Source organism: Blautia marasmi (assembly GCF_900258535.1).
Taxonomy (GTDB): domain Bacteria; phylum Bacillota; class Clostridia; order Lachnospirales; family Lachnospiraceae; genus Blautia; species Blautia hominis.
In genome coordinates, this window is the sequence record NZ_OIWX01000001.1 from 4,887,336 (window position 1) to 4,903,483 (window position 16,148).

At 39.7% G+C, this 16,148-nt stretch carries 13 protein-coding genes; 9 read left to right on the forward strand and 4 right to left on the reverse strand.

Features of this window, described 5'->3' with window-relative positions; genetic code table 11:
- Nucleotides 1-8: 8 nt before the first annotated feature.
- Together C6P39_RS21345 and C6P39_RS21350 are read left to right on the forward strand one after the other, a co-directional pair.
- Nucleotides 9-2,921 (forward strand): hybrid sensor histidine kinase/response regulator, encoded by a 2,913-nt coding sequence (locus C6P39_RS21345; protein WP_242987097.1) that lies wholly within the window; start codon nucleotides 9-11, stop codon nucleotides 2,919-2,921.
- Nucleotides 2,918-4,219, forward strand: a complete 1,302-nt coding sequence (locus C6P39_RS21350) for an ABC transporter substrate-binding protein (RefSeq protein WP_242987098.1) — start codon at nucleotides 2,918-2,920, stop codon at nucleotides 4,217-4,219. The genes C6P39_RS21345 and C6P39_RS21350 overlap by 4 nt, the downstream gene beginning before the upstream one ends.
- 248 nt (nucleotides 4,220-4,467) lie before the next feature.
- Here C6P39_RS21350 and C6P39_RS28545 read toward each other — a convergent pair whose 3' ends face one another.
- Complete coding sequence (locus tag C6P39_RS28545) at nucleotides 4,468-4,710, reverse strand: MerR family transcriptional regulator (RefSeq protein WP_334293905.1); 243 nt, start codon at nucleotides 4,708-4,710, stop codon at nucleotides 4,468-4,470.
- A gap of 95 nt (nucleotides 4,711-4,805) precedes the next feature.
- The gene (locus C6P39_RS21365) at nucleotides 4,806-8,357 is read right to left on the reverse strand and encodes a diguanylate cyclase domain-containing protein (protein WP_104805114.1); all 3,552 of its coding nucleotides are present in this window, start codon (nucleotides 8,355-8,357) and stop codon (nucleotides 4,806-4,808) included.
- 286 nt (nucleotides 8,358-8,643) lie between these two features.
- On the opposite strand from C6P39_RS21365, the gene C6P39_RS21370 reads away from it, so the two are divergent.
- The 5 genes from C6P39_RS21370 to C6P39_RS21390 all read left to right on the forward strand — a co-directional run bounded on the left by C6P39_RS21370 (nucleotide 8,644) and on the right by C6P39_RS21390 (nucleotide 12,729).
- A complete protein-coding gene (locus C6P39_RS21370; protein ID WP_104805115.1) occupies nucleotides 8,644-9,303 on the forward strand; it encodes a helix-turn-helix domain-containing protein in 660 nt (219 codons plus the stop codon).
- Between the two features lie 80 nt (nucleotides 9,304-9,383).
- Nucleotides 9,384-10,298 carry a DUF4097 family beta strand repeat-containing protein gene (locus tag C6P39_RS21375; protein ID WP_104805116.1) on the forward strand — a complete coding sequence of 305 codons (915 nt, stop codon included), beginning with the start codon at nucleotides 9,384-9,386 and terminating at the stop codon, nucleotides 10,296-10,298.
- Entirely contained in the window at nucleotides 10,295-10,648 is a 354-nt protein-coding gene (locus tag C6P39_RS21380; RefSeq protein WP_095175700.1) for a hypothetical protein, read from the forward strand. The genes C6P39_RS21375 and C6P39_RS21380 overlap by 4 nt, the downstream gene beginning before the upstream one ends.
- A gap of 258 nt (nucleotides 10,649-10,906) precedes the next feature.
- Nucleotides 10,907-11,893: a hypothetical protein gene (locus C6P39_RS21385; protein ID WP_158661654.1), complete on the forward strand. Its 987-nt coding sequence runs from the start codon at nucleotides 10,907-10,909 to the stop codon at nucleotides 11,891-11,893.
- A 320-nt stretch (nucleotides 11,894-12,213) separates the two neighbouring features.
- A complete protein-coding gene (locus C6P39_RS21390; protein WP_095175702.1) occupies nucleotides 12,214-12,729 on the forward strand; it encodes an adenylate kinase family protein in 516 nt (171 codons plus the stop codon).
- Between the two features lie 264 nt (nucleotides 12,730-12,993).
- Here C6P39_RS21390 and C6P39_RS21395 read toward each other — a convergent pair whose 3' ends face one another.
- Together C6P39_RS21395 and C6P39_RS21400 are read right to left on the reverse strand one after the other, a co-directional pair.
- Nucleotides 12,994-13,356 carry a VOC family protein gene (locus C6P39_RS21395; protein ID WP_095175703.1) on the reverse strand — a complete coding sequence of 121 codons (363 nt, stop codon included), beginning with the start codon at nucleotides 13,354-13,356 and terminating at the stop codon, nucleotides 12,994-12,996.
- Between the two features lie 69 nt (nucleotides 13,357-13,425).
- A complete protein-coding gene (locus C6P39_RS21400) occupies nucleotides 13,426-13,884 on the reverse strand; it encodes a hypothetical protein (RefSeq protein WP_104805118.1) in 459 nt (152 codons plus the stop codon).
- A gap of 482 nt (nucleotides 13,885-14,366) precedes the next feature.
- On the opposite strand from C6P39_RS21400, the gene C6P39_RS21405 reads away from it, so the two are divergent.
- Entirely contained in the window at nucleotides 14,367-14,936 is a 570-nt protein-coding gene (locus tag C6P39_RS21405) for a hypothetical protein (protein ID WP_104805119.1), read from the forward strand.
- On the forward strand, nucleotides 14,914-15,336 hold the full coding sequence (locus tag C6P39_RS21410) for a MarR family winged helix-turn-helix transcriptional regulator (RefSeq protein ID WP_104805120.1): 423 nt from the start codon (nucleotides 14,914-14,916) through the stop codon (nucleotides 15,334-15,336). Before C6P39_RS21405 ends, C6P39_RS21410 begins: the two co-directional genes overlap by 23 nt.
- Nucleotides 15,337-16,148 lie beyond the last annotated feature (812 nt).

Below are 16,148 nucleotides of genomic sequence, written 5' to 3' on the forward strand. Positions count from 1 at the left end.
GAACGTAAATGAAATTGAAAATCAAAGAGAAAAAGAAGTCAGGTACAATACTGGCCGCATCTGCAGGAATCTTTGTAATTGCCCTGTCCATATCCAGTTTTTTTCTTATACAAATTATCAGCAGGATGAACCAAAGCGCAAATCAGACTCTTCTGAGCTCCAGCAGGATTATCAGTGAAGGACTGAACAGCAAGATAACACTTGACAGAGAGCTTGTGTTTACCTTGGCAGATCTTCTTGCATCTGAACAGGAGAATACCGTTGAGAATACCTTACAGAAGTATGCCGACTCAACTGATTTTTTCCGCTTCTCCTATGTAAGCATGGATGGAAAAGGAATTGACAGTCAGGGTGATACGGTTGATGTATCGGATATGCCGTTTGAGGAGACAGCTCTTTTCAAGGGAACAGACGGTCTGTCAGCGCCCTATCATGGGACCAGCGGACATCTTCAAATTACCTACCAGTCTCCTGTGATAGAAAATGATAAACAGATTGGCGCCATATATGCCGATCGGATTATCAATGACTACAATCTGCCAACTCTGTTTACTTTTCACAATGGAGAAGGGTCTGCCTATGTGGTGGACAGCACTGGCAATTTTATTATAAAGTCCCGTGGGACAGCAACAGAGACAAATATTTACAACTATCTGGCAAAGCAGGAAAATGAAAAGGAAGTGCAGGATACACTCCGCCAAGTCATCCATGATAAGAAAAGCGGGACACTTGCTATTATAAATGAAAAACAAAAATCTCTGCTTGGTTTTCTTCCGATAGATGCACCGGAGGGCTGTTATTTGATTACGGTCATTCCCCGTGCAGTCCTTCAGCAGGAGGCTACGCCGATTATTGTTATGATCTGTTGTATGTTCATCCTTCTACTCATTGGCGGACTCTCTACATCCGTATTGCTGGCAGGAAGACAGTCCATGAAAGCAGATGTAAGACAAAAGGAATACCGTGAGAAGCTGTTTCAAAATCTTTCTGCGAATATAGATTTTGCATTTCTTCTCTATACGCCATCCGGGCGGAAAGTAGAACTTGTTTCGGATAACCTGCCGGTTCTTCTTGGAATTACTACACAGCAGGTGATTGAAAATCCGGCACTGGTATTTGATGCCGGCAAAATGAAACTCGATGATTCTGTAAGAGAGAGTTTTCTGAATGGAACGATGAAAGAACAGATCACCGGAGAATCTATGATTGGAACTGGTCCAAATGAAGTGAAACGCTGGATCGCAGTTCATCTGATACCTGCAGATTACGGTCAATATCTGGCCGTGTTTCACGAAACAACGGATGATCATAACATGCGCGAACATCTGGCAGATGCTCTAACTCAGGCTGAGAACAGCAATCAGGCCAGAACAGCATTTTTTTCCTCTATGTCTCACGATATAAGAACGCCTATGAACGGCATATTAGGTATGACAAATATAGCATTAAAAAATTTGGATAACCGGACCAAGGTTGAATCATGTCTTCATAAGATCACAGCAGCTTCGGGGCATCTCTTGGAGCTGATCAATGAAGTGTTGGATATGTCGCGTATTGAAAGCGGAAGAATCAGTCTTAAAGAAGAAAATGTACATCTTCCCAGCCTGCTTGCCAATCTTATTTCCGTCATTCAACCCGATATGGATAAAAAAGGCCAGACGCTGCAAATGAAATCTCTGCTTCTGGAACATGATACGGTGATCAGCGATGCACTGCACCTGCAGAAAATCTTACTTAATCTTCTGTCAAACGCAGTAAAATATACGCAGGAAGGCGGCGAAATCATACTGCAGATTACAGAAACTTTGATGGATAATAATACTATCAGGCTGGGATTTATGGTAAAAGACAACGGTATTGGAATGAGTGCCGATTTCCTGAAACGGATATTTCAACCATTTGAGCGGGCTGAGGACAACCGTATGAGTCAAATTACAGGTACAGGACTGGGACTTGCAATTACAAAGAATATTGTGGATCTGATGGGCGGAAATATCCGTGTTGACAGCAGAGAGAATGAGGGATCTCGTTTCACGGTGGAAATCCCTCTTAATCTTCCGGCACAGCAGGTACCGGAAGGTTCATCTCTGTCAGGATACTCGACTCTTATCGTGGATGATGACCAGGATGCATGTGAGAGTATCAGTCTGATGCTTCAGGAGAACGGTATCCATGCGCAGTGGGTTTTAAATGGATCTGATGCGGTAGAACTGGCATGGAAAGCACATGTAATGAAAGCGGATTATCAGATCGTTATAATAGACTGGAGAATGCCTGGGATGGATGGAATAGAAACAGCAAGACAGATCAGGACTCGGCTGGGCAGCAAAGTTCCAATCCTTCTATTATCTGCTTACGATTGGGAAAATGTAAGGGATGAGGCTGTTGAGGCAGGCATTAATGGATTTCTGACAAAACCAATCTTCAAGTCCGAACTTTTGGAACAACTGAAGTATTATACCTTGGGTGAAAAAACGAAACCGGCAGAGGCAATGACTTTAGAGTCTGGAAATCTAAAGGGTGTCAGAATCCTGGCGGCGGAGGATAACGAATTAAACATGGAAATTATCGTAGAACTTCTCGAATGCTGCGGTGCTGTTGTAGACAGCGCCCGGAACGGAAAGGAAGCGTTGGACTGCTTCTTGAACAGCAGCCCCGGCTATTATCGCCTAATACTCATGGATGTCCATATGCCAGAAATGAATGGACTGGAAGCAACCAAAGCAATCAGAAATTCAGAGCGGACGGATGCCGCTTCCGTTCCGGTCATTGCCATGACGGCCGATGTATTCAAAGAAGATATTCGCAGATGTATGGATGCCGGAATGGATGCACATATCGGAAAACCTGTGGAACCAGAGAAATTATATGGTACGCTCCAACATTTATTAAATATCATACAAAGACCGGAGGAGAAATGATGAAAAAAGTATTGGTAAAAAAATGCCTGCTATGCTTTCTTATTACACTCATTCTGCTGCAATCCGGCTGCGGAAATAAAAAAAATGCTCCGGAGCTGTATCTGGATGAGAGTATTCCTGAAACGCCAATCACAATTTTTACACAAAATGAGGATGTTTCAAATGCAATAGAAGACTCTTGCAGACAAATACTGAACCAGGACAAAAATACCAACATAGTGGTTTATAGCGATTCTGCAAGTTTTTACGCAGAAGAGGGCCTGTCATACCGGGAATTGCTCTTGAAACGTCTATCCTCAGGAACGGCCGATGATTTATACCTGATTCCGGCCGAAGATGTATTGGAGTTTGACGAAAAAGGATATATTTATGATATGTCTAATCTGAAATGTACGGAGAATCTGTCACAGGACGCATTGATCCAGAGTACATACGGGGAAAAGATATTTTCCATTCCATTGTCTTACACTTGCTTTGGTTTCGTATGGAATGTAGATATGTTAAAAGAATATAACTTGAAAGTACCGAAAAATCTGGAGGAGTTTCTGAATGTCTGCGAAACACTGAAGGAAAACGGTATACTTCCTTATGGGGCGAATAAAGATTTTGCCTTGACAGTTCCTGTTATGTGTGCCGGACTATATGATGTTTATCAGAGCGACGATGCCAGCCAGAAACTGGCATCATTGTCAGACGGAACAACGAAGATCAGCAGCTATATCGAAAAAGGATTTTCTTTTCTCCAGATGATGATTGACAAGGGGTATTTAGATCCGGAAACTGCTCTTAACACACTGCCTTCCAGAGAAGAAGAAAAGAATTTTTTTGCAGAAGGGAATTGTGCTTTTATTTGTGCGCTTTATCGGGGGAAAGCTTTTGAGGGGTATCCATTTGAAATTGAGATGACACCTTTGCCGGTATTGGAAAATGGTTCAATCTGTGTTGTAGGAGCGGACCAGAGACTGGCAATCAATCCAAAGTCCGAACATCTCGATTCCGCTATCGCCATTGTAGAAACACTTGGAAAGACAAAGACACTGGATTCCTTTGCCAAAAACCTGGGGAAGATATCTTCTTCTAAAAATGCTACAGCTCCGGATATACCTCAGTCGGATTCAATTATCGAATGTGTAGCCGGAGGAGACCAGATCCCAAATCAGGATTTCCGCCTGCATTTTAATGTATGGGATACAGTGCGGGAATTAAGCCAGCAACTCTGCGAGGGACGCAGTGTTGAGGCGGTGACAAAAGACTACGATTCCAGACAAGCGGAAGAAATTGCTTTATATGGCAAATAAGTCAATCACATATTGAAGGAATCCGATTTTTAGCGTTACTTTATCAGAAGCGTTATATTTTCCGAAACGCTCTCTGCAAAAGAAGTGATAGGAATTATGATCGTCGTGATAGGAGTTTATCTGGTGAAGGCCCAGTATTCTAATCAATCACTAAAGCAATCTGCAGAACCTGCTTGATCCTCATTTTTTACTGAAATACTATTTTGGTAAAACGTAATTTTGTTGTCGAGATTACTTAAATGCTCAGCCTATTTACGCTGCTGAAAAAGGACATATTCCCTGTGTTTTTGAAGCATGGATAATCGTTCGGGCATGGTTTCGGCACCCTCATATCGGAGACGTGAATACGTTTCGATGTCTTTTAAGATCATTCCGGTATCTTTTAACTTTTTGATGAACTTGATCCATTCAACATCGCTCTCAGAATAGCAGCGCCTTCCGCTATTGTCACGGTTTACCCGTATTAACCCTTTTTTTTCATAGTAGCGCAAGGTGTATTCTAAGGAAATAAGTACTTAGAGTATTAAAAATACGGCATCTTGGTGCGGTGTATTGCCATCCCGCATGAAGATGCCGCATAGAAATATCAAAGTTTAAATTTTTCCGGAGGCGCCGGTTTTCCCACAAAATAACCCTGGATATAGTCACAACCGATTTCTTTTATAAAGTTGTACTGTTCTTCTGTCTCCACGCCCTCCGCACAACATTTAATTCCAATATCATGGCTCATTTGAACGATATGTTTCATTAAAGCTTTGCCCTTAACAGAAGTTTCATACCTTTGTACGACGCTTTTGTCTATCTTCAAAAGGTCAAAGTCAGCCATCATTAAAAACTCATATGAGGAATATGCAACACCAAAGTCATCAAGGACAATACGGAAACCACGGTTTTTAAGCTGTTCCAGCAGCAGAGCCATCTGCTTTTTATTGAGTGTCTCCTGCGCTTCGGTGATTTCTATTTCTATTTGTTCCGGCTTTAAATCATAACGCTTAAAAATCTCCCAAAACCGAGTAAAAAAATGGTCATCAAATAAAGTGATCCTTGAAAGATTCAGAGCAAGCCTAATTTCCGAGAACGGGGTATTTTTCCAGCTTGTCAGTAGTCTGCATACTTCTTCCAGAACAAAGAAATCAATGTTAGAGATAAGTCCTTCACTTTCCAGCATGGGAATAAACTTAAAGGGAGGAGAGATGGAGCCATCTTTTTCCCTGTAGCGCACAAGGGCTTCCGCACTGTCTATGCTGTCTGATCCCAAGTTTATTTTGGGCTGCAGATAAACCAGGTATTCCTTATTGAGGATCGCATTCGTCAAATCCTTCAGCAAAGGTATTTTTTCAGGTGCAATGTTTTGGGATGTCCGGTAATATTCCTGCTTTTTCAGATACATTAACCGGTCAGCTTTATTCAGAGATTCATTTAGGTCAGTGTAGATATCATTCCATGTCGTTCCTATAGATATGATACATAAATTGTTTTCAGATAAAGATTCTTCCAGACTGCTGACCTGCGTCATAAACGCCTCATATGTTAGGGCTTCGGATACGACAAGAAATTCATCTCCGCTGAGGCGGAATTTTCTGGCATCGGGGAAGAATTTCTTTATCATGTCGGAAACATGAGTGACGATCATATCTCCATATACATGGCCTTTGGCATCATTAAACCGTTTCAGGCCATTGATATCCATAAATATGATCCCTATGGGAGAGGGCATCCGTATGGAAAAGTCTTCACAGTAATTCAGAAAGCTGTTTCGGTTTTCAAGTCCTGTCATGAGATCCTGATAGCTCATCAGCTCCAGCTTTTTCTTTAAAGTATTTTTGGCAATTTCACTTTCAAGAAAATAGGAAAGCCCTTTCAGATAATGGAAATTCTTTTTGTTCTGCTTGGGATCGTCTACACCCAGAAAACCTTTTATCTCTCCTTTGTCAGAGAGGGGAATTGCCATGAGGCTTTTAATGCCCTGTTTTTTAAGAATGTCGTATTCCAGCCGGCGGTCTTCACCAAGTTCTTCGATATTATTTATCTTTATGTAGTCTCTGATTTCAAACTGTTCCATCCAGAAAGATATGGTTTCAAGAGGTACATTCTGCAGATGGTCAATCTGAGGGGATACCCCTTCGGCACAGATTTCGTAAGTATTGTTGGCAATATTGTTTTTTACATCCGCTTCAATAATATAAACCCTGTCGGACTGATAGTAGTTCTGTACGATTCGCAGGACATATTCAATGGCATCATCCAAATATTCCGAGGAAGTCAGCCACTGGAGGCAGTCGACCAGACTTTTTTCCGCCATGAAAGCAGAGCAGCTCTCATCATGGGGAACGATTCCCCCGGAATCTGTGCGAAAAGATAAAAGGTATGCGTCATTTCCAAGCCACTTCATGGAAGACGCCTGTAATTTAATGTGTATATTTTTTTCCGGAACATAGAGTTCTCCGGTTCCTCCGTTCAAAAGAGGGCAAAAATCACATATGCTGTCTTTTCCATAGAATGCTTTATAGCAGAACTCTCCTAATTGGACTTTGGGTTTTAATTCCTTGGTATTTTGGCTTAAGTAAAGCAGCTCAAAGGAGTCCTGCTGGATCACGTAGATACAGGAATCATTGGAATCCAATATAGTATGCAGCTGCAGTTTCATTTCACTGTTCCAGTCCATCACTCTGCGTTTCTGCAGGAAAATGGACATCATTTGGGAGATAAGGGAAAGGGTATCTACTTCCTCTTTCGTCCAGAGACGTAAGCCTGTACATTCATCGAAACCAATAAAACCGGCAAGATTTTCCCCTTTCCAGAAAGCACACTGAAGTGTGGAGCAAATGCCCTGTTCCTCCAATATTTCCCTTTGTTTTGGATGCAGTGTGTTGATATCTCTGCAGTAGAATATGGAGTTGTCCTGAAATAGGGTATGATAGTCTCCAAACTGATTGTAATTGAGATTCTGCAGCATAAGAATCTGGGGAGGGATGCCCTCATTACACCATTCGTAAGTATTGGAAGTATATTTACCGTCTTCTGTGGATTCAAATATGTAGGCCCTGCTCACATCAAACTTCTTGCCCACAGTTTCCAGTATAAGGTTAATGGCCTGGTCAGGATTCTCCATGCGATATAGGATCTTAAAAACATCAGCCAGCAAATCTCCCTGACTTTGGACGGTCCGGGATTCGGAGTCAATGTGTGCACCGATGGAAGAGTATCCAGTATCCTCAGCACAATATGCGCGTTTGTTATTATACATCACATATTTATTTTTACCATGGGTTTTTGCCTGATACAGAGCCTGATCGGCATGTTTGTATAAGGTTTTAAAATCAGCTCCGTCATCCGGGTAAGCGGCCACACCGATACTGCAGGTTATCTGGAGGGAAAATTTTTCGTTTTCAAAAAGATGACGGAAGACATCGGCCAGACGTTCTGCCTTTTTTCGGGCAGCATCTTTGGAGGGGATATCCTTCATGAAAATAGTAAATTCATCGCCGCCTATTCGTCCCACAATATCTGTTGTGCGCATGAGGGACTTCATGGCAGAGGCCATTTCGGTCAGGACCACATCCCCCATCATATGCCCTTTGGTATCATTTACCTGTTTAAAATTATCCGTATCTATCATAAACAAAGCACAGCATTTCTCCGGCTTTCTGTCCAGATATTCTTTAATCCGCAGTTCTGTTTCTTTGCGGTTATATAATCCGGTCAGAGAATCCTGCTCTGCCTGGGAGCGCAGCTTGTTCATAAACTGCATTTCACCATCAATATCAAAAAGGATTCCTATAACACTGTATGGTTTCTTAAACTCATCAAATTGTGTAAGAGCAAGTAACCGGTACCAGCGTGATACATTACTTTTGCCAGGAATACGGAATTCTGCGGCCGCACATATTTTACCCCGGGAAATATCCGTCTGAAGTGTGGTAAGTACAGAGATATCTTCCGGATGGACACACTCCATGAGATGATTCTGAAAACGCTTTTCCATATCCTCAGCAGAATATCCGGACAACTGAACAAAACCGCTGTTCATCTCCTCTATGGAAAGATACTTGTCAATTCTGCATTTAAGTATCCCAACCTGAAGGCTGTCTGTTGCCATTTGGAATTTAAAATTAGTCTGCTTTGTCACTTTGATCATGTTTATCCTTTCCAGCGCGGCGGCTAGCCTAAAATAGTATATAAAATACAGTATGAAACAGTTGTGGTGGAAAGTCAAGCGAACCTGAAATGAAGGGATAAATCCTTGTGTGTTGTGCTCCATGGGACTAGGGGCCTGCCACACTAAGTTGATATGTGTGACGGACCCTTTATGATTTCTTTCCAAGCCTCACACGGGCCTTTATATAAAATAGTGAATTGACTTTTTAAGATATCTATTGTATTATGAGAGAAATGAATGATTCATTCACTAGGGAGGTGCTGTTTTGAACGAGAGAATAAAGGCAATAGCTGACGCAGCTGCTAAGCTGTTCCTGCAGCAGGGATATTCTAAAACGCAGATCAGTCATATTGCAAAGGCGGTAGGCGTGTCTGTGGGCACGATATACCTGGATTTTGTGGGAAAAAAAGAGATTTTACATTTTGTTTTAAAGTGCACGATTGACCCAGACTTTATAAATCATGAGCTGCAAAGGCCAATAACAGATGATTTATTTACAGGGATTGAGCAGGATGTGGTAAAGCTGCTTGAAGAATCTGCAAATGAATTTGAGAAACATTTAAAGGATATAGAGGATTATAGTTTTGAAGAACTCATATCAGACACTTTTGACCTTATGGCCCGATATGCTGTTGGCTGTCTGTTTATTGAAAGGAATCAGTTTGATTTTAAATATTTAGGAGAACACTACACAGCTTATCGTAAAAGATTTTTTAAGGCTATGAGCAGATATATAAGTGAATTTCAAAAGCAGAAAATGATCCGGAATCTGGAGTATCCCGAACTTATCACAACGCTTATTATAGAAATTCTATCGTGGTGGGCAATGGATGTGCGATATACTTCTTTTGAGACGAAAGAAATTCCGATGGAATTGGCAAAAGCTGTCTGTATGGATAATATTATATCTGCTTACAAACTATAAATTAGCAGGGCATTGCAGCCCTCTAATTTTTTAACCATAGATGAATGAATGATTCATTTATGACATAGGGAGGTATTTAGATGAAAATAAAAAACAAGTATTGGTGTTTAGCTGTAAGTGTGTTCTTTATCATGGGTTTGACAGGATGTTCCCATTCTGCGCAGCCGGAAATGGCTAATGAATTGCGTTATTCCGTTGGTGATATTTCGGATTTGACAATTTCTTACGATGAAGAGAATATTACCTTTTACATGTCAGATAGTGACGAAATTGTGATTCGGGAATATATGACCGAAAAGAATAAGGCCTATTATGCCAAAGTCTCGGAAGATGGGGACAGTGTACATATCAGCGAGGGCAGGAAACCATTCTTCAAGGATGGATTTTTAAGGTACGTGGAGGTAGAGCTGCCGTCGTCTTACCAGAAGGGATTGACTGTGACCACAACGGATGGCAATATTGACTTTTCTGAGACCAAACTCATTTTGACGTCACTGCGAATTGACAGTACCGCTGGAAATGTCAATTTGAAGGATATGTCTGCCAAGAATATGTACTTGTCATCGACAAGCGGGATGCTGGATCTATATAGACTGCAGGCAGAGGATATTCGTTTCATGACGACCAGCGGCAAAGTATCCTGTGATGCATTAAACGGCTCTGTTATCTGCACTACAACAAGTGGAGACGTCAGCATAAAAAATGCTGTCGGTTCGGGGGAATATAAAAATAACAATTCCGGGCTTTTGCAAATTGATTACTCAGAGGTGGCAGGAGATTTACTGTTGTTTAATAAAAATGGTGATATCCGTCTAACGATTCCGGATGACTTGGAATTTGACTTTACGGCAGAAACAAAAAACGGGACCATAAGGACATCTTTTCAGGATGAGATTAAAACAAACGGGGAAAAAGCTGAGGGAAAGATTGGGAAAAATCCAGTGATAACGATTGAAACGGAAACACGGAATGGAAAGATTGAGGTGAATAAATGAAAAAAACAAATGTTTTCTTAAAAGTTTTCATATGCCTGCTTATTTGCATTGTCCTGTATATAGGCGGCAGCTATCCGGCCTATCTTTTGGCTTACATTTTTTGTTTTCTTATTCTTTTTTTAAAAACTGTTTTTTCAGATGCAGCTGTGAAGCAGAAGATAGGAGGGATCATGATTCTGACAGTCATCTTAGCGGCACAGATCATGATCGTTGTGCTGGTGATCCGCCAATTAATTGAAAATGCGCAAACCTCACAAATGGGGCGGTTAACAGGCGTGGGTTTGATCTTCATTCCATTTCTGTTTAGCAATACTTTACTTTGTAAGCAGCATACGGACAACCAACAATAACAGGGTGACAAGATGGGAATGAAGGAAGAAGCAGCGATAACAAAAAGTGAAAGTCTGGATTTTATAGAAGCCATACATAAAGAGCGCGTATATCCTCTGATGTATTGTCATATAGAAATTGAGGGAAAATTAGACATTTGCAGGCTGCGGAAAGCGGTTGCGCTGTCCTGCCAATATGTTCCGGAAGTTTTATATGTATTTGACTTTGAAAAATATTGTTTTGTAAAGAAGGATTATGCAGCAGAAGATACCATTATTTTGGAAGAACAGGAATCATATCAACCAATGATGTGGGACTTAGGAACAAACACACAGCTTAAAATATTTATCAGACAGAGAGAAAGGGGGTGGGTGCTGATTATTGGAATGAGCCATCTTCTGGCAGACGGAATTGGATTCTTACAATATCTTTATTTGTTATGCCATTTGTATAACGGAAGGAAATTACCGCACACGCTGAAAAACAGGCGGGATATAGCATATTTATTGAAGGAAGTTCATATTTCCGGACCAACAGAACAGACAAGAAACGGAAAAAAAGTCTCTCTGCGCCCTATACGTTCTTACAGTACGGAAAAGAATTATTATTGCTTAAAGGAAATCATCACTTCCGATGAGCTGAACATCATCCGAAAGATGGCTAAGCAATATGGAGCTACATTGAATGATGTTTTTATAAGTGCATATGCCCGCATACTCGCAAAACAGCAGAGGATAAATAAAGTGATAATTCCCTGCCCGGCAGATTTGCGGGGATTTAAGCCGTATTCTGATAAGCTTACAGTCGCTAATATGACAGGGATATATCATCGTATAACAATAGAAGTTTTGCCCGGTCATAGATTTACAGATACATTACAGCAAGTACACCTCGAAACCGAAATGCAAAAGGTACGCCGCCGCTGCTTTTGCGGGATATCACTGTTGGAAAATGTCTATGGTATCATTCCTGATTTCCTGCTAAGAGGGATAGTGAAAGCAGTCTATAGGCTCCCGCCTGTCTCTTATACGAATATAGGAGTGATCAATGACAGTCTGCTTACACTGCATGATTGCACAATCACAGACTGCTATTTGACGGGAACCTACAGAAGATTTCCGGATTTTCAGCTTACATGCAGTACCTTTAAAAATATATGTACGCTAAACTGTATGTTGATTGGAGACGTAAAGGATAAAGAGAGTTGCTTGAATATCATAAGGCTTGTAAAGCAAGAACTTACCACCTGGGGTATCGCACGGTAGAGGTTATGATTTACTATGACTTCGTAAGATAAGCATCCAATGATCCGGGAAACCCAAAAACGGATGGCCTACAAAATTCCCGGAAAGTCAGCATACGGGAATAGAATAGGTGCAGGATTGCCACGGATGGAGGTTTTTGATGTATTTCACTTTCCATTCTTTTTATAAAAAGAAGGAGAAGCAAAGGTCTTTCTCATATGCAAGAATGCTATTATATGGTAAAATCTCATGTAAAGAGCGAAAAGGGAAAGTCCGGAGTTGTGGATTGTTCGGGCGTTCACTTTGTTCTATCAGGATAATAATTGAGAGGAAATCAAAAAATGATTGTTTTAATAACAGGCGCATCTCATACCGGTAAGACAGCACTTGCACAAAAATTACTGGAAAAGTATAAATACCCGTACCTTTCCGTGGACCACTTAAAGATGGGACTTATCCGCAGCGGATATACAAAGCTTACACCTATGAGCGATGACAGTGCATTAACAGATTATCTATGGCCAATTGTATGTGGAATCATGAAAACAGCTATTGAGAATGAGCAGAATCTTATTGTAGAAGGGTGTTATATTCCTTTTGACTGGTCTAAGGACTTTGCAGCGGAGTATTTGACAAAAATTAAATTTTATTGCTTGGTCATGAGTGAAAAATATATTAACAATCATTTTCATGAGATTATGAAATATGCAGATGTTATTGAAAAACGTATAGAAGATGAAGGACTTACGATAGATACGGTACTTAGGGATAATGCGGAAATTTTGGAACTATGCCGCAGCCATAAATTGGAATATATACTTATTGACAATGAGTATCAAGTGGATCTTGAACTGTAATTGTTTTCATTAGTAGAAGAGTGATTGCTGACAAAATTACCGGATGAAAGTACATGCAGTAGATAGCTGATTGAAGGGCAGAGCACATATTATAAAATAGGACACCAGATTATCAGTTATTTGGTGTCCTATAGGTTTTAGAGCAAACGGGAATTTATCGGCCTTAACATTTCTGTCATTATGAAGCTAATTTACGCACAGCAGCCTCTGAACAGACAAGCCCTGTTCTATAAATTTGATATACACCAGACTGAATGCTGACAATTACGCAAACTCAGCTAGCACAATCTCGTTTCCGTCTAAATCATTTAATCGAACCTCGTAAGTTCCCCAATCATATCTAATGGCTTCAGACAGAGAAATCCCTTTTTCCTTTAAACATTCCATTGTTAAGTCAAGGTTATTTGTTTGAAATACAAAGGATTGATGTCCGGTGGGCGGTACGTTACATTTTTTACAATCCCATATACAAAGAGTGGGTGCGTTTTCAATAAAGCCAAGATAAACCCCATTTGAATTGTCATCGTCTGTTTTAATAAAGGGTATATCTAATATTTCCCTATAAAATGCAATCAGTTCTTTGGCTTGCTCAGAGAAAATATTTGTGCAGTAGTATCCTGTTATCATCTTTTTACCTCGTCAAATTGTAAGTTGAAGGCTGCTTTATGCTAAGACTGTGCAATAACAGTATGCTTATTACATGCGCTGGGCATATAAGTCAAAATTAATCTGCCATTCACCGTCATCCTTTACTATAATATCCTGCCAGTGAAAATTATCATCCTCAATTTTGGCAAAGACCCATTTTCTTCTTTCATCTTCTATGTTCGTAAGGACTATTCTATCGCCTTGTTTTCGCGCTTCAAACCGCATGATCTTTCCGGTATAACAATAGGCGATATCCCAAGCACATGTACCAGGATTATAGACGCGAAGCGTCGTTCCATATTCATAATCGGGCAGCATAATAACATCCTGAATTGCCATCCCATCAAGAATCCATGAAAAATGCCATTCGCCTTTCCTCGAGTAAAAATTGCTGTTATCAATATAGTCGATTTTCCAACTGCCGATAAGCTTTCCGAAATAATTAAATTCTTCGGGCAGCTCCTCATTTTTACAGTCGCTTGTCAACATTTTGAGAAAGTTTTGCATCGTTAATTCCTCCGTTATTATAAACAATATCTTCTGCAAGTTTAATGTTGCTTTATTATACAACATTTTAGAGAATAAGTATAGCAATGCGTATTTATTCTGATATATGTATTTCTATATTATCAAATAAACTTTGTCTTTAGTCTGATGTTGCCATTGAGAGAATGGCGGCGTTTTGTAGTACATGGGATAAAATACAGCGGATTCTAAATGGTCAAGACGGATTTCAAGCCTGCCAATGGCACAGAACTGTGCACCTCTTGCCGCTAATGTATCCCCCGGAAATGCGCTGAAAAAGACAGCTTATGCTATTCGTGTACTATTCGTGTTTTCTATGATATATGTACGGTGTTTAACGGAAAGGCCAAAATTGAGTGAATCTAATGTGAAGCAAAATATTTCATTATATTAAGATAACATGTTGACAATATACTTCCAATAAGGTAATATACTAATATAGTAATAAAAACGGAGGTGCAGCCATGCATAAAAAAAACAAAAAATTCAATTCAGCAATTCAAATGATTGCAAAACCCAAAGTTATTGTATCGTTACTTTTAGCTTTGGTATTCGTAATGGTATTGGTTAATATTGTGCTTAAGAAAGATTTTGTCTTTTTAACCCAAACTTTTAACTATACGCCGGAATACGCATATCAATTATTAGGTGATATTGGTGCGACAGGAAGAGATATCCATCAGTTGGTTTTCTTGCCTGATATTTTAATGGTCTTATTGTATACTGTTTTATTGATTGGTGCTAACTACGCAGTTTTCAGGAAGCTAATTAAAAACTGTTTCGTTATTTCAATCATAACTTTCTCTCCGCTCATATTGTCGATAACACAATTGGCAGAAATTATTATTCTAGCTATTGTGTTATTACAATACCCAAATCAGTTGTTTTCTTTGGTACAGGTTTCTAATATAATTACAATGACAAAAACAATATTAACAGTTATAATCTTCTTAATGCCATTAGCTGGCTTATGTGCTTTGGGCATAAATAAGATTGTAAAGAAGGTATACCATGGAGAGAGAAAAGCAAATTGAAAAGTTCCGTATTTTGTGGGAACAAATTATGGTTGGTAATAAACTGGAAGTGTGCACAGAAGAATTGAAAGGTGCCGGAATATTAGATGTCAATATTTTAAGATTGCTTTTTAATAATTCTGAAATCATACCGAAAGAAATTGCCGGTAAATTAAATATTCCAAATAGCACCTTAACAAATGCTCTCAATAGATTAGAAAAAAAGGGACTGGTGGAGAGAAGGCTTAATACAAATGATTTGAGAAGCCTGCAGCTTCTATTAACGGATAAGGGCAAACAGGCGATTTGCAGACATCATGACGCGGAACGGATTTTGATTGAGAATATCTTCGGTATTTTAAGTGAAACGGAGACTGATTCATTGATAAGTATATTTGAAAAAATAGTTGAGAAGTTATAGGATATTTGTGTTTAACGACAGAATATTAGCACTTTGGGAGAAATTCATGGTGTCCCCAAATGGAACGGATCATTTTTTGACGTGATCGGCAAATACGCCAGAGTCGGCGGGGTTAGCCTTTCCCTGTATTATGGTAACACCGTACTTCTGGTGTAAGGGATTAGGAATAAACGATATTTCATATTCTGTGTTATACTAGCTATAGCAGGGGACCCCCTTTGTTATGTTGTGTTGTGGTGACTAAAATAAAACACAAAGAGAGAAGCCTGCATTTTAATTAGTCGGCTGTAATACATGTATTGCAATCCTACAGCAATTCATTCAAAAAGTTTCATTTTAGACTAGACTTTTAATAGCTAGTCTCCCAATATGCACGGCATGTAATATTACTTATTTCATGACATACACATTATTGTCTTAAACCAAGAATAGGAACGGCTTCTGGTTATCCCTCGCATTGTAAACAACAATAAACTTTTGGCAGCAAGAAAAGTCTAACTGCCGAAGGCCTGTTTTTATGTGTTTTTGCAGGTGACAGAGAATATAAGAGATAGTTTTGCACTTTTATTTTAATGGGCAGAACGGTAGTAAAAAAATAATTGAATTTTCAAGATTAAAGATGTTAGATTGATATTAAAACGGTAGCATGAAAAAAGCATAAAGGGTTCAAGTGGGATATAGGAGGTTTTTATTTGGTGAAAAATGGTATATAATGTAATAAAATAAACAAAAAAGGCCAAGGAGGCTGTATGTTCGAGTTCATAAATATTTTAACATTACGAGCAACATATGAATGTCAGGAAGAAGGCAGA